Annotated in this window: 17 protein-coding genes; 16 read left to right on the forward strand and 1 reads right to left on the reverse strand. The window is 48.4% G+C overall.

Annotated features, from left to right (window positions below):
• Positions 1 to 33 precede the first annotated feature (33 nt).
• The gene (locus tag ACZM6M_RS14015) at positions 34 to 891 is read right to left on the reverse strand and encodes a patatin-like phospholipase family protein (protein ID WP_296038497.1); all 858 of its coding nucleotides are present in this window, start codon (positions 889 to 891) and stop codon (positions 34 to 36) included.
• 230 nt (positions 892 to 1,121) lie between these two features.
• On the opposite strand from ACZM6M_RS14015, the gene ACZM6M_RS14020 reads away from it, so the two are divergent.
• The 16 genes from ACZM6M_RS14020 to ACZM6M_RS14095 all read left to right on the forward strand — a co-directional run bounded on the left by ACZM6M_RS14020 (position 1,122) and on the right by ACZM6M_RS14095 (position 19,013).
• Complete coding sequence (locus ACZM6M_RS14020; protein WP_066545236.1) at positions 1,122 to 1,361, forward strand: (2Fe-2S) ferredoxin domain-containing protein; 240 nt, start codon at positions 1,122 to 1,124, stop codon at positions 1,359 to 1,361.
• 2 nt (positions 1,362 to 1,363) lie between these two features.
• The gene (locus ACZM6M_RS14025; protein ID WP_337434045.1) at positions 1,364 to 3,367 is read left to right on the forward strand and encodes a [Fe-Fe] hydrogenase large subunit C-terminal domain-containing protein; all 2,004 of its coding nucleotides are present in this window, start codon (positions 1,364 to 1,366) and stop codon (positions 3,365 to 3,367) included.
• Positions 3,368 to 3,370: 3 nt separating this feature from the next.
• Positions 3,371 to 4,549, forward strand: coding sequence for a SpoIIE family protein phosphatase (locus tag ACZM6M_RS14030; protein WP_337434046.1), 1,179 nt, complete (start codon positions 3,371 to 3,373; stop codon positions 4,547 to 4,549).
• 94 nt (positions 4,550 to 4,643) lie between these two features.
• A complete protein-coding gene (locus ACZM6M_RS14035) occupies positions 4,644 to 6,095 on the forward strand; it encodes a 4Fe-4S dicluster domain-containing protein (protein WP_489490505.1) in 1,452 nt (483 codons plus the stop codon).
• A gap of 80 nt (positions 6,096 to 6,175) precedes the next feature.
• Positions 6,176 to 6,868, forward strand: coding sequence for a precorrin-2 C(20)-methyltransferase (cobI, locus tag ACZM6M_RS14040; RefSeq protein WP_484074468.1), 693 nt, complete (start codon positions 6,176 to 6,178; stop codon positions 6,866 to 6,868).
• A gap of 186 nt (positions 6,869 to 7,054) precedes the next feature.
• Positions 7,055 to 9,013, forward strand: coding sequence for an ABC transporter substrate-binding protein (locus tag ACZM6M_RS14045; RefSeq protein WP_489490506.1), 1,959 nt, complete (start codon positions 7,055 to 7,057; stop codon positions 9,011 to 9,013).
• 3 nt (positions 9,014 to 9,016) lie between these two features.
• Complete coding sequence (locus ACZM6M_RS14050; RefSeq protein WP_489490507.1) at positions 9,017 to 9,967, forward strand: ABC transporter permease; 951 nt, start codon at positions 9,017 to 9,019, stop codon at positions 9,965 to 9,967.
• The gene (gene oppC / locus ACZM6M_RS14055; RefSeq protein ID WP_489490508.1) at positions 9,967 to 10,896 is read left to right on the forward strand and encodes an oligopeptide ABC transporter permease OppC; all 930 of its coding nucleotides are present in this window, start codon (positions 9,967 to 9,969) and stop codon (positions 10,894 to 10,896) included. The genes ACZM6M_RS14050 and oppC overlap by 1 nt, the downstream gene beginning before the upstream one ends.
• A 25-nt stretch (positions 10,897 to 10,921) precedes the next feature.
• Positions 10,922 to 11,962 carry an ABC transporter ATP-binding protein gene (locus tag ACZM6M_RS14060; protein WP_418926391.1) on the forward strand — a complete coding sequence of 347 codons (1,041 nt, stop codon included), beginning with the start codon at positions 10,922 to 10,924 and terminating at the stop codon, positions 11,960 to 11,962.
• Positions 11,963 to 11,968: 6 nt separating this feature from the next.
• On the forward strand, positions 11,969 to 12,904 hold the full coding sequence (locus ACZM6M_RS14065) for an ATP-binding cassette domain-containing protein (RefSeq protein ID WP_066544157.1): 936 nt from the start codon (positions 11,969 to 11,971) through the stop codon (positions 12,902 to 12,904).
• Positions 12,905 to 12,910: 6 nt separating this feature from the next.
• Complete coding sequence (locus ACZM6M_RS14070) at positions 12,911 to 13,336, forward strand: hypothetical protein (RefSeq protein WP_418494254.1); 426 nt, start codon at positions 12,911 to 12,913, stop codon at positions 13,334 to 13,336.
• Between the two features lie 132 nt (positions 13,337 to 13,468).
• A complete protein-coding gene (locus ACZM6M_RS14075; RefSeq protein ID WP_418926378.1) occupies positions 13,469 to 15,088 on the forward strand; it encodes an ABC transporter substrate-binding protein in 1,620 nt (539 codons plus the stop codon).
• Positions 15,089 to 15,162: 74 nt separating this feature from the next.
• Positions 15,163 to 16,095, forward strand: a complete 933-nt coding sequence (locus tag ACZM6M_RS14080) for an ABC transporter permease (protein WP_066544151.1) — start codon at positions 15,163 to 15,165, stop codon at positions 16,093 to 16,095.
• A gap of 7 nt (positions 16,096 to 16,102) precedes the next feature.
• Entirely contained in the window at positions 16,103 to 17,011 is a 909-nt protein-coding gene (locus tag ACZM6M_RS14085) for an ABC transporter permease (protein ID WP_418926377.1), read from the forward strand.
• 14 nt (positions 17,012 to 17,025) lie between these two features.
• A complete protein-coding gene (locus tag ACZM6M_RS14090) occupies positions 17,026 to 18,018 on the forward strand; it encodes an ABC transporter ATP-binding protein (RefSeq protein WP_337434115.1) in 993 nt (330 codons plus the stop codon).
• Positions 18,015 to 19,013 carry an ABC transporter ATP-binding protein gene (locus ACZM6M_RS14095; RefSeq protein ID WP_066544145.1) on the forward strand — a complete coding sequence of 333 codons (999 nt, stop codon included), beginning with the start codon at positions 18,015 to 18,017 and terminating at the stop codon, positions 19,011 to 19,013. The genes ACZM6M_RS14090 and ACZM6M_RS14095 overlap by 4 nt, the downstream gene beginning before the upstream one ends.
• Positions 19,014 to 19,050 lie beyond the last annotated feature (37 nt).

Raw genomic sequence — 19,050 nt, forward strand, 5'->3', positions numbered from 1 at the left:
GCAGGTAAACTTCTGAATGGAAACAGGAACCGGTCATCTGGCCGGTCCCTGTTTCCAGGATAAAAGGTCTAAAAGGCATCTGGCTGCGTCCTGATACCCAAGCTCGTAAACAAGCTGAAGTTTTTGCGGATCCTTTTCCATTCGTCCGATGGTAAGAGGCCTGCTGGGGCGGATCACAAAGGCCTGGCCGCTGTTTTCCAGAGACTCGATCTCATCCAGCGTCCGGTTGTACACGGATGGCCGGTTTTTAATGGTTTTTACAAAGGCTGGATAATGGCGGTAGCACAGTTCGGTAAGCCGGGTTCCCTCTGCTTTTTTCCGGTAACCCCTGTGGCGGGTAAGGACAACAACATTCCTTGGGTATCCAAGCTCCATAAAGGCTTTTACCGGGATGCTGTCCGTACAGCCGCCGTCTAGCAGCTTTTTCCCTCCGGCATGTACGATTTTTGATACCAGAGGCAGTGATGCAGAGGCCCGCAGATAGTCGATCTGCTGTTTCATGTCGGTCAGATGCAGATACTCCGGTTTTCCTGTTTCTACATTGCTGCAGCCTACATAAAATTCGGCCGGATTATTGTTAAAGGCTGTATAGTCATAAGGATCCAGCTTTTCCGGCAGCGTGTGGTAGCAGAACCGTTCTCCTGCGATGTCTCCGGTGAGGATAAGGTTTCTAACGCTCATAAAGCGAGGATCCTGGCAGTATTTTTTATAATATCGGATGTTCCGCCCGCGCTGTCCGGAAAGAAAGCTGCAGCCGTGGATGGCTCCTGCGGATACTCCGATCACTCCGTCAAAGGTTACTCCCTGATCCATAAAGAGATCCAGCACGCCGGCTGTATAGATCCCGCGCATTCCGCCGCCTTCCAGCACAAGTCCTGTCTTTTGTTCCATTTTCTGATTCCTCCATTTGGCTTTGCCGGGCGGTTCTGTCCGGCAGGCATATCGTTTGAAATATATCCAGTATACCACACTTTTCCATCGGAAAACCTTTGTTTTTGCAGAAATATTATTGATAAAAATATGACAATATGAGATAATGGCATTACATGTGGGGAGACCCCTGTATAAAGGATAAAGAACATACAGACAGAGTGAAACGAATAACGGAGGGTGAAGTGAAAATGAAAGTAACAATATGTATTGGAAGCGCCTGCCATTTAAAGGGTTCCAGAGAGATTATTGAAAAGCTTCAGAAGCTTGTAAATGAAAACGGCCTGTCGGAACAGGTTGACTTAAACGGAGCTTTCTGCTCCGGAAACTGCGACCACGGCGTATGTGTGACTGTGGACGGAGAGTTATATTCATTGAAGCCGGAGGACACAGAAGCGTTTTTTGAAAACGAGATCAAAGGGAGACTGTGATTATGGGCATGGAAATCATTGATTTCAAGGCCACAAAATGTAAGCACTGCTATAAATGCGTCCGCTACTGCGAGGTAAAGGCCATCCAGGTCAAGGATGGACGAGCCGTGATCATGCCTGATAAATGTATTCTCTGTGGCCACTGCCTGAAGATATGTCCGCAGTCTGCAAAGACGCTCAGAAGCGATCTGGAGCTGGTGAAGGGCTGGATCGCAGCCGGCGAGAGGGTAGTGGTTTCCATTGCACCCTCTTATATGGGTCTGTTAAAATATAAGACCATCGGCCAGGTCCGTGGGGCACTGATCCGTCTGGGGTTTGAGGATGTGAGGGAAACATCCGAGGGCGCTGCCTATGTGACGGCAGAGTATGCCAGACTGCTTAAGGAGCATCAGATGGAAAATATCATTACCACCTGCTGCCCCAGTGTCAATGACCTGATCGAGATTTACTATCCGGAGCTGGTAAAATACCTTGCGCCGGTGGTATCTCCCATGATCGCCCACGGACGCATTTTAAAGGAAGAACTGGGGCGTGAGGTGAAGATAGTATTTTTAGGCCCCTGTATTGCAAAAAAGAAGGAGGCAAACGATCCTCGCCATGATAACTGCATTGATGCGGTCTTGAATTTCCGGGATATGAAAAAATGGCTGGATCAGGAGGAAATTTCCATTGAGGATTGTGAGGATATGCCCTTTACGGCCTTTGATCCCAAGGTAAACCGCCTGTATCCTGTTACAAACGGAGTGGTAAATTCGGTACTGGCTGAGGAAGAAAGCAGGGGAGACGGCTACCGCAAGTTCTATGTCCATGGGGAGACAAACTGTATTGACCTGTGCAGGAGCATGGCCAGGGGAGAGATCAAAGGGTGTTTTATTGAAATGAATATGTGCGCCGGCGGCTGTATTAAGGGGCCGACGGTGGATGATGAGGAGTTTATTTCACGATTTAAAGTAAAGCTGGATATGGAGGAACGGATCTGCAGAGAGCCGGCCGACCGTTCCCAGATGGAGCATGCGGTTGAGGCAGTTTCTTTCAGAAAGGAGTTTTTAGACCGTTCGCCCAAAGATCCTATGCCGACGGAGGAGCAGATCCGCCAGATCCTGCGCATGACGAATAAATTTAAGCCAGAGGATGAGTTAAACTGCGGAGCCTGCGGTTATCCTACCTGTCGGGAAAAGGCGATCGCCGTATTCCAGCACAAGGCAGAGGTTTCTATGTGCATTCCCTATATGCATGAAAAGGCGGAATCCATGTCTAATCTGGTAATGGAAACTTCTCCTAATATTGTGCTCATTGTAGGGCCGGATATGCGGATTTTAGAGTATTCCGATGTGGGAGAGAAATACTTTGGAAAGACGCGCTCAGAGGCGCTTGAGATGTATCTGTATGAATTTATTGATCCGGTGGATTTCCAGTGGGTATTCGACACCCATCAGAATATCCATGGAAAGCGGGTCAGCTATCCGGAGTACCATTTGTCCACACTCCAGAACATTGTATACATAGAAAAGGAAAATGCAGTGCTTGCTACCTTTATTGATATCACCCGTGAGGAGGAACTGGCTCAGGAGGATTATGAGAAGAAGCTGGAAACTATTGATCTGGCTCAGAAGGTAATCCACAAGCAGATGATGGTGGCTCAGGAGATTGCAGGCCTTCTGGGAGAAACGACAGCGGAAACCAAAACTACCTTAAGCAAACTGTGCCGTTCTCTGTTAGATGATTCCTCTCTCCATGAGGAGGATGAAATGGAACCGCCTTTGGAAAATGTCCATATAGGAAGCGGGGCGGTTCCACTAAGCGGTGTGATGACAAGGGATTCCCTGGGAGGCGGCTCTCCAAGGCAGGCAGGAGCACAGGCTGTCATTTCGGGAGCGCCGGGTATACGGCCGGGAGCATCGGGAGCATCCGCCTCCAAGGCGGACAGCTCAGAAACGGCAGAAAAGCCGGCAGGCTATGTCCATCTGGGGAGCATCCGGCCCAAGTCTCCGGGCTTTGGGAGGTAGCGTATGGAGATAACGGTAGATGTTGCTTACAAAAGCCTGAACAAATACAGTGAGATCCTCTGCGGCGACAAGGTGGAAATCCTTCAGACAGAGGATTCCAACATTATGATTCTGGCCGACGGTATGGGAAGCGGGGTCAAGGCCAATATTTTATCTACTCTTACCTCAAAAATCCTGGGAACCATGTTTTTAAACGGAGCTACCCTGGAGGAATGTGTGGATACCATCAGTGAGACCCTTCCCATCTGCCAGGTGCGCCAGGTGGCCTACTCTACCTTCAGCATTTTGCAGGTTTTCCATAATGGAGACGCCTATCTGGTAGAGTATGACAATCCGGGCTGCATTTTTATCCGGGACGGAAAACTGATGGAAATTCCCCAGAACATCCGGGAACTTCAGGGAAAACGGATCAATGAATACCGTTTTAAGGTGCAGAAGGGAGACGCTTTAATCCTTATGAGCGACGGCACCATTCATGCGGGAGTTGGTGATCTTTTAAACTTTGGCTGGCTGTGGAAGGATATAGCGGACTATGCGGTGCGCCAGTATCAGATCACCGTTTCCGCCATGCGTCTGGCTGCATCCATCAGCCGTGCCTGTGATGAGCTGTACCAGTTTCATCCGGGAGACGATACCACAGTGGCCTGTATGCGCATCATAAACAGCAAGCCGGTTCATCTGATGACTGGTCCGGCCCGAAATCCAGAGGATGATACAGCCATGGTAGAGGATTTTATGTCCGATCCCAATGCCGCGACCATTGTATGCGGCGGCACCAGCGCTACCATTGTGTCACGGGTTCTGAACCGGAAGCTGGATGTATCGCTGGACTATGTGGATCCGGAGATTCCGCCCATTGCCTATATGGACGGGGTAGATCTGGTGACAGAAGGCGTCCTTACGCTGAACCGTGTGCTGCAGCTTTTGCGGCGGTATGTAAAGAATGAAACCGTATCGGAGGATTTTTTTGAGGAACTGGATAAGCCCAATGGCGGCTCCATGGTGGCAAAGATCCTGATCGAGGATTGTACGGAGGTTCATCTGTATGTGGGAAAGGCCATCAACAGTGCCTATCAGAATCCGGGTCTTCCTTTTGATCTGGGAATCCGCCAGAATCTGGTGGAGCAGCTGCGCCATCTGATCGAGGATATGGGAAAAAAGGTGGTTATCACCTATTATTAAGTTGGCAATGGGCCCTTTGGGCCTTCCAAGATATATATTTGCTGTCTGGACGCTTAGAACAGGCGTCCGGGATTATGAATGGAGGAAATGAAAAATGGTAACAAATGATGCAACGATCCTGCGCCTGAAACATGACGTGCTCTATGAGGTCGCGAAAGCTGCATGGGAGGGAAATCTGGAGGAAAAAAGGGATGAGATCCCCTATGATATGATTCCGGGCCCTCAGGCCAGCTACCGCTGCTGTATTTACAAGGAGCGTGAGATCATCAAGCAGAGAGTCCGTCTGGCAGAAGGCAAGTGCCCTACAGGAAGAGACAGTTCCAATGTGGTTCAGGTCATTAACGCAGCCTGCGAGGAGTGTCCCATTGCGTCCTATATTGTCACAGATAACTGCCGCAAGTGTATGGGAAAGGCCTGCCAGAATTCCTGTAATTTTGGAGCCATCACCATGGGTCACGACCATGCCTATATTGATCCAAATAAGTGCAAGGAGTGCGGCAAGTGCGCACAGGCCTGTCCTTATAATGCGATCGCCCATCTGGAGCGCCCATGCAAAAAGGTCTGTCCGGTAGATGCGATCACATATGACGAGTATGGCATCTGTGTGATCGATGAAAAGAAGTGTATCCAGTGCGGCGCCTGTATCCACAGCTGCCCATTTGGAGCTATTGGTTCCAAGACCTTTATGGTAGATGTGATCCGTCTGATCAAGGCAGGCAAGAAGGTAGTCGCCATGGTGGCGCCCGCGACGGAAGGACAGTTCGGATCGGATATCACCATGGAGAGCTGGCGCGTGGCCTTAAAGCAGATGGGCTTTGCAGACATGGTTGAAGTGGCTCTGGGCGGCGACATGACGGCAGCTTATGAGGCAGAGGAGTGGGCAGAGGCCTACAAAGAGGGCAAGAAGATGACTACATCCTGCTGCCCCGCATTTGTAAATATGATCAAGCAGCATTTCCCTATGCTTCTTGACAATATGTCAACTACCGTATCACCTATGTGCGCCGTATCCAGACTGTTAAAGAGCCAGGATCATGATGTAGTGACTGTATTTATTGGCCCGTGTATTGCGAAAAAGAGTGAGAGCCTGGATCTGAATATTGAGGGAAATGCAGATTATGTTATGACCTTTGGCGAGATCCGCGCCATGATGCGCGCCAAGGGTGTAGAGCTGCAGCCCGCAACGAACGAGTATCAGGAAGGCTCTGTATTCGGAAAGCGTTTTGGAAACGGCGGAGGCGTAACGGCGGCTGTTGTAGAGTGCATGAAGGAGAGCGAAGAAAACTTTGACGCAAAGGTACTTCGCTGCAATGGAGGAGCCGAGTGTAAAAAGGCGCTTCTTCTCATGAAGGTAGGCCGTCTGCCTGAGGACTTTGTTGAGGGCATGGTCTGCGCAGGGGGCTGTGTCGGCGGCCCCAGCAAGCATAAGGGTGAGACAGAGGCAAAGAAGGCCAGAGACCAGCTGATCGGAGAGGCAGATGACAGAAGAATTCTGGAAAATCTGAAGAAATATCCCATGGATCAGTTCTCTATGCACAGACATTAAAAAGAAATCCGGGAGGCGGATGTGCTTCCCGGATTTCTTTTTAAAAGAATAAAAACAAGAGAAAGGAAGAATGATTATTTATGCATGGAATTTTATACGGCGTAGGCGTAGGACCGGGAGATCCAAGGCTTATGACCTTTCTTGCGGCAGACACTATAAAAAAATGTGAGGTTCTGGCTGTCCCTGCCCGGACAAGAGAGCAGGCAGTGAGTTACCAGATTGCCAAAGGGCTTCTGCCTGAGCTGGATCAAAAGGCGTGTCTTTCTCTCGCAGTTCCCATGACAAAGGACAGGAAGGTTTTAAACGCAGCCTATGAGCAGGCCGCAGATCTGGTAGAGGAGCAGTTAAAAGCAGGAAAGGACGTAGCCTGCCTGACCCTGGGCGATCCTACAATATACAGCACCTATATTTATCTTCACCGTATCATAAAGGCCAGAGGCTACGAAACACAGATCATAAGCGGCGTTCCCTCCTTTTGTGCGGCCAGCGCCCGTCTCGGAGACAGCCTCGCGGATCGGTCTGAGCAGCTTCATATCGTTCCTTCTGCTTACGGAGTGGAGGAGACTCTGTCCCTTTCCGGCACAAAGGTACTTATGAAAGCAGCCTCTAAAATGGATACGGTGAAAAAAACGCTGCTGGAACAGAAGGCAGGGGCAGTTATGGTGGAAAACTGCGGCATGGAAAATGAAATGATTTTCAGAGGAACAGAGCAAATTCCGGATCAGGCAGGGTATTATTCGATTATTGTGGTAAAAGAACAACAAAAATGGTAAAAATAGGGTGGTTTTCGTTAAAATGTCTGCGATGGTAAATAGTGGGCGGTCAAATGTACGCCAGTGCTTGACACAAGGCGGTATTTGATGGTAAAATACATCACTAGATGGCAGAGGGTCATACTGTTTTTGACAGTTTTTGAACACGGCTCCTTGTCTTTTATCTATGAAAGGAGAATATGCACTATGAGAAAAAAGGCGGCAAAGATGGCAGCTCTTATGCTTACAGCAGCAATGGCACTTACAGCCTGCGGGGGAAGCGGACAGAGCACAGAAAACAGTGAAAACGGGGCTGACAGCAGCACTCAGGCAGCAGAGAGCGGTAAGGATGCGATCAAGGATCTGGTAACATATGAAAATCCAAAGAGAGAGCAGGAAGGATTTTTTGTTTTGAATACAGAGAAGGCGGCTGACTTGAATGTACTCTGTAACCTCTACGCTCCTCTTCTTGAGGTGGATGAGAACGGAAAATTAAGACCTGCAGTCGCTAAGGAGTGGGGAACAGAAGATGGCGGTCTTACCTGGACCTTTAAGTTAAGAGATGATGTTAAGTGGGTTGATATCAACGGCAATGTAAAGGCTGACTGTACCGCTCAGGACTGGATCACCGCTATGGAGTGGGTATTAAATTTCCACAAGAACGGTTCCCAGAATACATCCATGCCTCTGGCGCTGATCAAGGGTGCTGAGGATTACTACAACTACACCAAAGAGCTTTCTCCGGAAGAGGCTAAGGCTCTTGACACAACAAAGATGCTGGAGATGGTAGGGATCGAGGCTCCGGATGACTACACGCTGATCTATCATTGTGCGCTCAACGCTCCTTACTTTGATACGGTATGTACATCTGCATGTATGTACCCTGTATCTCAGGCTCTGATCGATGAACTGGGTGTAGATAACGTAAATGGTATGACCAATGAGACCATGTGGTATACAGGTCCTTATTTTGAGACAACCTTTACCATGAACAACGAAAAAATCCTTACAAGGAATGAAAATTACTTTGATAAGGACGCAAAGCTGTTTGATACAGTTACTGTCCGTATGGTAGATGGTACCCAGTTATATCAGTTGTGGCAGAACGGAGAACTTGATAATATCGCTCTGGCTGAGGCTGATTTAAGAACCATTTATAATGATGACAGCAATGAGTGGAAGCCATATCTGAGTGAGACAAGACCGAAAAAGTACTCTTACCAGATGCACCTTAACTATGACAAGTTCAAGGATGACGGTACTCCGGATGAAAACTGGAACAAGGCAGTGGCAAACGAAGCTTTCCGTCTCTCCATTTACTACGGATTGGATCTGAGAAACTACTGGTCCAGAACCAACTTTATCGAACCTCTTCACTGTGAGAACGTGGGCTATACCATGAAGGGACTTCTGTACTACTCTGACGGAACTGATTATGCTGCAAAAGTAGAGGAGAAGATGGAAATCGCACCTTCTGACGGCGAGAATCCGAGACGTTTCGATGCTGCAAAGGCAGAGGAGTACAAGAAGCAGGCAATGGAAGAACTGTCCGCTAAGGGCGTATCCTTCCCTGTAGAGATGGACTACTATATCATCGCAGGCGATCAGAATGCTCTTGATAAGGCAACTGTATTAAAGCAGACTTTTGCAGAGTGCCTGGGTGCAGAATATGTGAACTTAAACATCAAAACCTTCGTTTCCAGTATGACAAAGGAGGTTGTACAGCCTGGTCTGGGTTCCTTCTATATCAATGGATGGGGAGCTGACTACGGCGATCCTGCAAACTTTATCGATCAGGAGCGCTACGGCTATGACGCTGCTTACTACTCCAATAATTACTCCAGAATCAACAATGCAACCGATGAGGATCTGATCGCAACCTACAAGGAGTTCTCCGCTCTGGCAGAGGCCGCAGGCGCAATCTATGACGATCCTGACAAGCGCTATGACGCGTACGCAGATGCGGAGGTTTATCTCTTACAGCACGCCCTGACCATTCCTATGGAGTATGAGATCCAGTGGCAGCTGACCAAGATCAACGATTACTCCAAGATGAACGCTATGTACGGCGCTCAGAACTATACTTATAAGAACTGGGAAACATCTGTAGACGCCTATACTACAGAGCAGTACAAGGAATTCCAGGCAGCAGCTGAGGCGAAATAATACATGGTAAAATATACCGCCAAACGACTGCTTCAGTCCCTGATTACAGTGCTGGTTGTCGCTACTATCGTGTTCCTGCTCATGCGTATGCTTCCAACTGATTATTACTTTACAGAGGATCAGGTGATGAAGCTTACGGAAGAGCAGAAGAATGCGCAGCTGGAGGCAGCCGGCCTGCTCGATCCGATGGAACAGCAGCTGGGCCGTTTTTATGGGCAGCTTCTGCGGTTTGACTTTGGTACATCCCGCAGAATTCAGAACGGCGCTTCTGTTCTTAAGGTGATCGGAACCAAATTTTCCGTATCCATGCGTCTGGGCTGCATTGCCCTGGTGATCGCCCTTTTGATCGGTGTGACCATGGGTATTATCCAGTCCAGAAATAAGGATCGTATCCTGGATCATGTGGGAACGGCTTACACGGTGTTTGTAAATGCTGTTCCGCCGCTGGTATCCTATTCTCTGGTACTGGCCTTCGGCGCTAATGTACTTCATCTTCCAGCGCTGTATTCTACCAGAAACGCTACGCGATCCAGTATTCTTCCGATTGTGTGTCTTGCACTGACCTCCATTGCTCACTATGCGCTGTGGACAAGACGATATATGGTAGATGAGCTGAACAAGGATTATATCAAGCTTGCCAGGATCAAGGGAATGTCTTCTAAAAACATTATGGTAAAGCATGTTTTGAAGAATGCATTTGTTCCTCTGGTACAGTACATTCCGGCGTCATTTCTTTTAACGATCAGCGGTTCCCTTCTGGTAGAGCGTTTCTTCTCTGTTCCGGGTATGGGACCTCTGCTGACAGACGCCATTACACGCTACGACTTAAATGTTGTGCAGACACTGGTTATTATCTACGCCGCTCTCGGTATTATCGGCGTATTCCTGGGAGACGTCCTCATGATGATCCTGGATCCGAGAATTAAACTGACAGACAAAGGAGGCAGCCGTTGATGAACAATGATACACAAAAGGATAAATTCCGGTTTGTGGAATATTCCGCAGAAGCGGCAGAGCGGATCGGCTATTCAGATTACTCCTATTGGAAGTCTGTTTTTCAGAACTTTTTCAAGAAGAAATCCGCCGTTGTCATGGCGGGTGTCTTCTTTGCTCTTGTGATTTTTTCCTTTATTGCACTGAGCATTGGAAAGTACAACTATTCTGAGGCCCAGATCATGGCAGATCCGGCGCTGGCTTTTACAAGTCCAAACGGAGAATTCTGGTTTGGTACTGACAACCTGGGGCGTGACTACTGGTGCCAGGTATGGTATGCGGCTCAGGTTTCCATTAAGCTGGCCCTGATCGTTGCGGCAGGAGAGTGCGTGATCGGCGTGATCATCGGCTGCATATGGGGATATGTACGGAGACTTGACCGTATCTTTACTGAGATTTACAATGTGATCAATAATATTCCGATCATCATTTACATGACCCTGGCAGCTCTTGTCTTTGGACAGAGCTTCCGCAATATGGCTCTTGCCATGATTGCCTTCGGCTGGCTGGTAATGGCAAGAAACGTGCGGAACCTGGTGCTCATGTACCGTGACCGGGAATATAATCTGGCTTCCAGATGTCTGGGTACTCCCGTATGGAGAATTCTGCTTAAGAACATTTTCCCATATCTGATCAGTGTGGTAATTCTTCGTCTGGCCCTGTCCATTCCACAGACCATTGCTCTTGAGTCCACACTGTCCTATCTGGGCCTGGGACTGGATGTAAATACGCCTTCTTTAGGTATTCTTTTAAGAAATGCCAGAAACTATTTCCTTCAGTATCCATACCTTCTTGTGTTCCCGGCGGTGATCGTATCTCTTATTACCATCACTTTTTATCTGGTAGGCAATGCCTTCTCAGACGCTGCAGATCCAAGAAATCATGTGTAGAACGGAGGAAATGTTCATGGCAAATATGGAAAGAGAACCGATCTTATCTGCCAGAGACGTAGAGATCTCCTTCAGCCTGCGGGGCAAAAAGTTAAATGCCATCCGCAGATGCTCCCTGGATTTATACCAGGGGGAGACACTTGCCATTGTAGGTGAGTCCGGCTCCGGCAAATCGGTATTTACCAAATCCTTCCTGGGAATGCTGGATGCCAATGGTTCCATTACCGGCGGCTCCATCCTGTTTGAGGGAAAGGATCTGGCAAAGTATAAGACAGAAAAGGACTGGATGACCATCAGAGGAAAGAAAATCTCCATGGTTATGCAGGATCCTATGACCTCGCTGAACCCTCTTAAAAAGATTGGCCGTCAGATTGAGGAAAGTATAGAATTAAATCAGGGCATTAAGGGGTCGGAGGCAAAGAAGATGGCTCTGGAGATGCTCAAAAAGGTAGGGATTCCTGATCCGGAGCGCCGGTATCAGCAGTATCCCCATGAATTTTCCGGCGGTATGAGACAAAGGGTGGTAATCGCGATCGCCGCGGCTTGTCGCCCTCAGATCCTGATCTGCGACGAGCCGACGACGGCTCTTGATGTTACCATTCAGGCACAGATCTTAAACCTGATCCGCGATCTGCAGAAGGAACTGAACATGACGGTTATCTACATTACCCATGACCTGGGCGTAGTTGCCAATGTGGCCGACCGTGTGGCTGTTATGTACGCAGGACAGATCGTAGAGTATGGTAAGGTGGATGAGATATTTTATGATGCATGGCATCCATATACCTGGGCGCTTCTTTCCGCCCTGCCTCAGCTGGGTATCAAGGGAGAGGAGCTTCCAACCATTGAGGGAACGCCGCCAAACCTGTTTAATGAGATCAAGGGAGACGCCTTTGCTCCCAGAAACCGTATGGCGCTTGCCATTGATTTTGAGGAGGAGCCTCCATTTTTCGATGTGAGTCCTACCCACAAGGCAAAGACCTGGTATCTGGATCCAAGGGCTCCGAAGATCGAACAGCCGGATTCCATCCGCAAACTCCGTGAAAAAATGAAAGGAAGAGGGTAAGACGCAATGGCAGAGAAAGAAAAACTGATAGAAATCAAAGACCTGCAGATTACCTTCGGAAGCGGCAAAAGGAAGTTTGTAGCTGTTGACCATGTAAACTTTGACATTTATAAGGGAGAGACCTTTTCGCTGGTAGGCGAGTCCGGATCTGGAAAGACTACCATCGGACGAGCCATTACCCGGATCAATCCTGTATCCGGCGGAGAAATCCTTTACCGGGGAGAGCGCATCAGCGGAAAAATTTCAAAGGAACTGGACCGCAAGGTGGTTAAGTCCTGCCAGATGATCTTCCAGGATCCTATGGCTTCCTTAAATGAACGGGCCAAAGTAGACTACATTGTTTCAGAGGGACTGATCAATTTCCATCTTTACAAGGATGAAACTGACAGAAAGAGAAAGGTAGAGCATGCGCTCCGTGAGGTAGGACTTCTGCCGGAGTTTGCTTCCCGCTTCCCCCATGAATTCTCCGGCGGCCAGCGCCAGCGTATCGGTATTGCCAGGGCGTTGATCATGGAACCGGAATTTGTGGTGGCGGATGAGCCGATTTCCGCTCTGGACGTATCCATCCGTGCTCAGGTATTAAACCTGTTAAATCATTTAAAGCAGACCAGAGGCCTGACCTATCTGTTCATTGCCCATGATCTTTCCGTGGTACGGTTTATTTCCGACCGGATTGCGGTTATCCACAAAGGAAGGATCGTGGAGCTGGCAGAGGCAGAAGAACTGTTCCTTCATCCGTTCCATCCTTATACCAAGGCGCTGCTGTCGGCGGTGCCGATCCCGGATCCGGAACTGGAAAAGAAAAAGAAGCTTCTGGTTTATGATCCGTCCATCCATGATTACAGCACAGATAAGCCTGTCTGGGAAGAAATTCTGCCTGGCCATTTTGTCTGGGGCAATCAGAGAGAACTGGAAGGATATCGGAAAGAGATCGAAGGATAAAATGCAATGAATAAAAAAGGTTCGTTATTTAAAACTTATATGATACGGCCCGTTTTATACAAATGCGTAACAAGAGCCGCCCTTGCTGTAACTGCCCTTCTTCTGTGGGACAGATTTATAAATACAGCGGGGCGGTTCTCGCTGCTTAGAGACGGCTGTCTCACGGCAGGGCTTTTATTTTTCTGTATGGCCTGGTTTTCCTATCTCCATCTGGACGGGGTAACAATCCACCATATGCTGGAGGAGCGGAAGAAAAAGAAGCCGGTGAGAAAAAGCTATACGGACATTGTGGATTTTGCAGATGAGCATATTGTATCGTTTGATGAATTGTCGGGAGAGGAGCGGGCGGTCTGCAGCATGTCGGCTAATCTGATCTGCGGCGCCCTTTTTATGCTTCCCTGGCTGGTGAAGTTCCTGGGAGATTTTTTATGAGAAACAGAAATTTTTAGTAAAAAGAATTGTCGCTGTTTCTGCAACATATGTCCTTGACAAACGGTCAGTGAAATATTATACTAAAAAAGTGTAAAATCGAATATTTATACAAAAGCACAGGAGGATGTAATTATGAAAAAGAGATTTGCGGTAGCCGTATGTTTAATTGCAGCTGCACTTTCTTTGTCAGCCTGCGGCGGTTCCGGTCAGACGGAAACAACGGCAGCAGGAGCAGCAGCAGAAAGCACTACTGCGGCGCCGGCAGCAGGAGCACCGGCTGGCGGCAAGGTTGTAAGAGTCGCAGCAGTTGATCCACAGGTGGCTCTGGATCCCCAGCAGTATACCTATAGTATTGTTATGAAGATCACAGATAATGTAACAGAGTCTCTGATTACTACGATGGAAGACGGAAGTCTGGAGCCTAATCTTCTTACCGCTCTTCCGGAGGTATCCGAGGACGGCATGACCTACAGCTTCGAGCTGCTTCCCGATGTGAAGTTCCACAATGGGGAGACTTTAAAGGCCTCTGATGTAAAGTATTCCTTTGAGCGTCTGGTAAAGCTTACAAAGATGGCAACTCTGATGGAGAATGTAGAGGGCTATAAAGAACTGGCTGACGGCGCAGCTGAGGAGATGTCCGGTATTCAGGTACAGGATGATACTCATTTTACCATCAAGCTGGTTAAGCCATACGCGCCATTCGCTTCCGTTCTTTCTACCGGATACTGTGCGATTTATCCTGAGGCAGCCTGCGAGGAAGCAGGAGATACCTGGGGTATGCAGGTATTATACGGAACCGGTCCTTTCAAGATGGACAGCTATCAGAGCGGCGTAGGCGTTGTACTGTCAAGATTTGATGATTACCACGGTGGCGCTGTGAAGTTAGACGGACTGGACTACAAATTTATCGAAGATGTAAATACACAGGTACTGGAATACCAGAAGGGCAATGTAGATTATGTAGATGTGGATCCTTCCATTTACCCCGTATACTCCAGTAATCCCCAGATCAAGGATCAGATGCACGGCTTCCAGCCTACCGGAAACTATACTCTGACCTTAAATGCAAAGACCTTCCCGGATCCAAAGGTAAGACAGGCAATCGCTCTTTCTATCGACCGCAAGTCGATCTGTGAGAGCATCCTTCACGGAACAGCAACCGTTCCTACTTCCTACATTCCGGCAGGCATCATCGGACATGACGAGACTCTTCCTGAGTTCGAGTACAATCCGGAGCAGGCAAAGGCTCTTTTAGCGGAAGCCGGCTATCCGGACGGAATTGATCTGCGTGTGACTGTAAATACCAAGTATCAGGGTAACGTTGCAATCGTTACTGCATTCCAGCAGCAGGCAAAGGCAGCCGGCATCCGGGTTGAGGTTGAGCAGGTTGACTCCGCTGCATGGTCTGATATGAAGAAGAACGGCGGTGTTGACTGCGGTATTGCCAACTGGTATGTAGATTACTCCGATCCTGAGAGTATGCTTTATCCGATGACTAAGACAGATTCCAACTCCAGCTTCTGGCACAATGCAGAATTTGATCAGCTTCTGGAAGATGGAATCGCAACTACAGATCCGGCCGAGCGTCAGGAGATTTACGCAAAGGCAGAACACATCATGACAAGAGAGGACTGGGCAACCACACCTCTGTACAATGAAACAAAGTTCTATCTTTTAAATCCGAAGATCACTGGCTTTAAGATGGATGCTACCTTCCGTATGTTCTGGAAGAATGCGGATATTCAGCAGTAATCCATGTGAAACAGGGGGGCAAAAGGAGCGCGTAATATGCTCCCGCCCCCTATTTTTTATATCAGGAGGAAATTATGCTTTCGTATACGGCAAAACGTCTGGCCCAGACCATTTTCGTACTTCTGGGTATCAGTCTTATTACCTTTATCCTGCTGCAGGTTGTTCCGGGAGATCCGGTTGCCATGATGCTGGAGAAACGTGCGGATCCCGAGACTATCGCCAAGGTTCGCCACGAACTGGGACTGGATCTTCCTTACCATGTCCAGTACCTTAATTTCTTAAAGGGAGCGGTCCGCTTTGATTTCGGAACTTCCTATTTTACAAAAGAAGTCGTTTCAGACGCTTTATTTCGCTGCTTTAAAGTGACAGTGAAGCTGGCCTGCATGTCTTTTGCATTTGCAGCAGTGATCGGTATTCCCTGCGGAATTTTCTCCGCAGTACAGAGAGGAAAGGGCATTGATACGGCAGTGATGATCCTCTCCATCGTAGGAGTTTCTGCTCCGGCCTTCTGGGTAGCGATCATTCTTCAGATCGTGTTTGGCTTAAAGTTGAACATCCTTCCTATTTCCGGCTTTGATTCTGCTGCTTCCTATATCCTTCCCAGCGTGGCTTTAGGCGCCAGATATGCGGGAAGTATGGCCAGGATCACAAGAACCAGTATGCTGGAGGTATTAAATCAGGATTACATCCGTACCGCCAGGGCAAAGGGCGCAAAGCGTTGGTCTGTTATCCTCAAGCATGCATTAAAGAATGCAATGATCCCCATTGTTACCCTGGTGGGAACGGATTTCGGCTATATGCTGACAGGATCCATGCTGATTGAAAAGGTATTCTCAATTCCGGGTATCGGAAAGCTGGCAGTTGACGCTATGTCAAACCGCGATCTTCCTCTTCTTGAGGGAACGGTTATGTATATTGCGTTCGTATTCGTAATCGTGAATCTGCTGGTAGATATTTCCTATGCATTCCTGGATCCAAGAATTCGATATGGGAAAGGAGCAGCGTAAGTAAGCGATGATACGTTTTTTTAATAAACAGAAACAGTTTGAACAGGATGTGATGGAGCAGGGGATGCAGTATTCCTCCGGTTTTTACGGAGACAGCCTCCGCCGCTTAAAGAAGAATAAAATGGCTATGTTCTGTGCAGGAATACTGGTGCTTTTAGTGCTGGTTGCTATTTTTGCACCTGTCATTGCTCCCTATGACCCAACCTATCAGGACTATTCTGCCGTACTGGCAGAGCCCAGCATGGCTCATCCCTTTGGAACCGACGAATACGGCCGTGATATTCTTTCCAGAATTATTTACGGTTCCCGTGTTTCATTAAGTATCGGTATCGTAGCTCAGGTGGTTGCTTCTCTTGTAGGCGTTACCCTGGGCGCTGTTGCAGGCTACTACGGCGGCCGTATCGACAGTGTGATCTCCCGTATTATGGAAATTTTCCAGGCATTCCCGGATCTGATCTTTGCCATGGCGATCATGACCTTCCTGGGAAAAGGTGTTTTAAACCTTTTTATCGCCCTAGGACTTTTAACCTGGGTTCGTACTGCCCGCATGATCCGCGGTTCTGTGATGCAGTTAAAGGAAAAGGAGTACATAGAGGCCAGCCGCGCCTGCGGAGCATCTACCTTCTGGATCATCACCAAGGGACTGGTTCCCAACTGCCTCTCTACCATCATTGTTTTAGTTACCCTGGGTATCCCCAATGCGATCATGTATGAGGCATCCTTAAGTTTCCTTGGTATTGGTATCCAGCCACCTACACCTTCATGGGGAAATATGATTTCTGCAGCTCAGACCTTTATCAGCTACCGTCCGGTCTACAGCATTATGCCCGGTGTGGCAATCATGATCACGGTAATCGCATTTAACATTTTCGGTGACGGCTTAAGAGATGCATTAGATCCCAAGCTGAAAAACTGATGAAGGAGGACCCAATGGCAGATAAAATACTGGAAATTAAAAATTTAAAGACATATTTTCGTACCGACGCCGGACTGGTAAAGGCGGTCAATGACGTAACCTTTTCCGTTGAGAGGGGAAAAACCCTGGGGATCGTAGGAGAATCCGGCTGCGGTAAAAGTATCACTTCTCTTTCCATTATGGGACTGGTGGAAACGCCTCCCGGAATCCATGCAGGAGGAGAGATCTTGTTTGAGGGAGAGGATCTGTTAAAGAAGAATGAGGATCAGATGCGTCAGATCCGAGGCAATAAGGTGGCTATGATCTTCCAGGAGCCCATGACCTCCTTAAACCCTGTATTCACCATCGGCCAGCAGTTGATGGAGGCCATTCTGCTCCATGAAAATGTTACAAAGCAGCAGGCAAGAGAAAAGGGGATCGAGATGCTTAAAAAGGTTAAGATCCCTCTGGCAGAGAAGCGCTTTGACGAGTATCCCCATCAGCTTTCCGGCGGTATGCGCCAGAGAGTGATGATCGCCATGGCTTTATGCTGCAATCCCCAGCTTCTGATCTGCGACGAGCCTACTACGGCTCTGGATGTTACCATCCAGGCTCAGATCCTGGATCTGATCAATGAGCTGAAGGAAGAGACAGGCACCTCTGTTATGATGATTACCCACGATCTGGGCGTAATTGCCGAGGTTGCGGATGATGTAATGGTAATGTATGCAGGAAAGGTAGTAGAGCATGCTACCTGCGATCAGATCTTTGATGAACCTCTGCATCCCTACACCGCAGGCCTTATGAACTGTATCCCCAGACTGGACGGCGATGACACAAAGGAATTAAGTGTGATCGAGGGCATGGTGCCAAGCTTTGACGATATGCCTGAGGGCTGTGCCTTCTGTCCAAGATGTCCTTATGCAAAGGAAATCTGCCGAAAGCAGATGCCGGAGTTAGAGGAAGTAAATGGACGCAGGGTGCGTTGCTTTAAATATATGAAAGGATGGGAGGAAAGCGCCAAATGAGCGAACATATAAATGAAACGCCCCTTTTGGAGGTAAAGCATTTAAGAAAGCTTTTCCCGGTGAAACAGACATTCCGGTCCGGAGAAAAGACATTTATCAAGGCTGTGGATGATGTTTCCTTTACCTTAAACCCAAAAGAAACCCTTGGTGTGGTAGGAGAGTCCGGATGTGGAAAATCTACCATGGGACGTTCCGTACTGCGTCTGATCGAGCCTACAGATGGTGAGATCATCTATAAGGGGCAAGATTTTAAAAAGGCGTCCGGTCAGGAGCTCCGGAAAATGCGTGCAGAAATGCAGATTATTTTCCAGGATCCATACGCATCCTTAAATCCCCGTATGACCATCGGTGAAATTATCGAGGAGCCCTTAAAGATCCAGAAGCGTTTCGCTTCAAAGGAAGAGATGAGAGCCCATGTTTTAGAGGTGATGGAGGTCGTAGGTTTAAACCCGAAATATTACAACCGTTATCCTCATGAGTTCTCCGGCGGCCAGCGCCAGAGAATCGGTATCGCAAGAGCCATTGTACTAGGGCCGTCCTTAGTTGTCTGTGACGAGCCGGTTTCCGCTCTGGACGTATCCATTCAGTCACAGGTATTAAATCTTCTGCGCCATCTGCAGGAGTCCATGGGAATGGCATATATTTTTATTTCCCATAACTTAAGCGTTATCCGCCACATTTCCGACCGTGTGATGGTAATGTATCTGGGCCATGTGGTGGAGCTGGCTGATAAACACCAGTTATATGACAATCCCTCCCATCCATATACCCAGGCTCTGCTGTCAGCAATTCCTATGCCGGAGCGCCACAGCACCAGAAAGAAGATCCTGCTTCAGGGCGATCTTCCAAGTCCCGCAGATCCGCCTTCCGGTTGTGTGTTCCATACAAGATGCTTTATGGCTCAGGAAATCTGCTCTGTGCAGAAGCCGGAGCTTAAAGATATCGGCGGCGGCCATATGTGCGCCTGTCATTTCTGCGGGGGATGCCAGAAATAAAATGGATTTAAGCTGTAAATGATGTAAATTACCGGCC

It is taken from the genome of Enterocloster sp., from assembly GCF_057861365.1.

What these genes read in the sequence shown, in the direction of transcription:
- ACZM6M_RS14015 (WP_296038497.1), bottom strand. Translation starts at nt 891, where the DNA reads ATGGAACAAAAGACAGGACTTGTGCTGGAAGGCGGCGGAATGCGCGGG.
- ACZM6M_RS14020 (WP_066545236.1), top strand. Translation starts at nt 1,122, where the DNA reads ATGAAAGTAACAATATGTATTGGAAGCGCCTGCCATTTAAAGGGTTCC.
- ACZM6M_RS14025 (WP_337434045.1), top strand. Translation starts at nt 1,364, where the DNA reads ATGGGCATGGAAATCATTGATTTCAAGGCCACAAAATGTAAGCACTGC.
- ACZM6M_RS14030 (WP_337434046.1), top strand. Translation starts at nt 3,371, where the DNA reads ATGGAGATAACGGTAGATGTTGCTTACAAAAGCCTGAACAAATACAGT.
- ACZM6M_RS14035 (WP_489490505.1), top strand. Translation starts at nt 4,644, where the DNA reads ATGGTAACAAATGATGCAACGATCCTGCGCCTGAAACATGACGTGCTC.
- cobI (WP_484074468.1), top strand. Translation starts at nt 6,176, where the DNA reads ATGCATGGAATTTTATACGGCGTAGGCGTAGGACCGGGAGATCCAAGG.
- ACZM6M_RS14045 (WP_489490506.1), top strand. Translation starts at nt 7,055, where the DNA reads ATGAGAAAAAAGGCGGCAAAGATGGCAGCTCTTATGCTTACAGCAGCA.
- ACZM6M_RS14050 (WP_489490507.1), top strand. Translation starts at nt 9,017, where the DNA reads ATGGTAAAATATACCGCCAAACGACTGCTTCAGTCCCTGATTACAGTG.
- oppC (WP_489490508.1), top strand. Translation starts at nt 9,967, where the DNA reads ATGAACAATGATACACAAAAGGATAAATTCCGGTTTGTGGAATATTCC.
- ACZM6M_RS14060 (WP_418926391.1), top strand. Translation starts at nt 10,922, where the DNA reads ATGGAAAGAGAACCGATCTTATCTGCCAGAGACGTAGAGATCTCCTTC.
- ACZM6M_RS14065 (WP_066544157.1), top strand. Translation starts at nt 11,969, where the DNA reads ATGGCAGAGAAAGAAAAACTGATAGAAATCAAAGACCTGCAGATTACC.
- ACZM6M_RS14070 (WP_418494254.1), top strand. Translation starts at nt 12,911, where the DNA reads ATGAATAAAAAAGGTTCGTTATTTAAAACTTATATGATACGGCCCGTT.
- ACZM6M_RS14075 (WP_418926378.1), top strand. Translation starts at nt 13,469, where the DNA reads ATGAAAAAGAGATTTGCGGTAGCCGTATGTTTAATTGCAGCTGCACTT.
- ACZM6M_RS14080 (WP_066544151.1), top strand. Translation starts at nt 15,163, where the DNA reads ATGCTTTCGTATACGGCAAAACGTCTGGCCCAGACCATTTTCGTACTT.
- ACZM6M_RS14085 (WP_418926377.1), top strand. Translation starts at nt 16,103, where the DNA reads ATGATACGTTTTTTTAATAAACAGAAACAGTTTGAACAGGATGTGATG.
- ACZM6M_RS14090 (WP_337434115.1), top strand. Translation starts at nt 17,026, where the DNA reads ATGGCAGATAAAATACTGGAAATTAAAAATTTAAAGACATATTTTCGT.
- ACZM6M_RS14095 (WP_066544145.1), top strand. Translation starts at nt 18,015, where the DNA reads ATGAGCGAACATATAAATGAAACGCCCCTTTTGGAGGTAAAGCATTTA.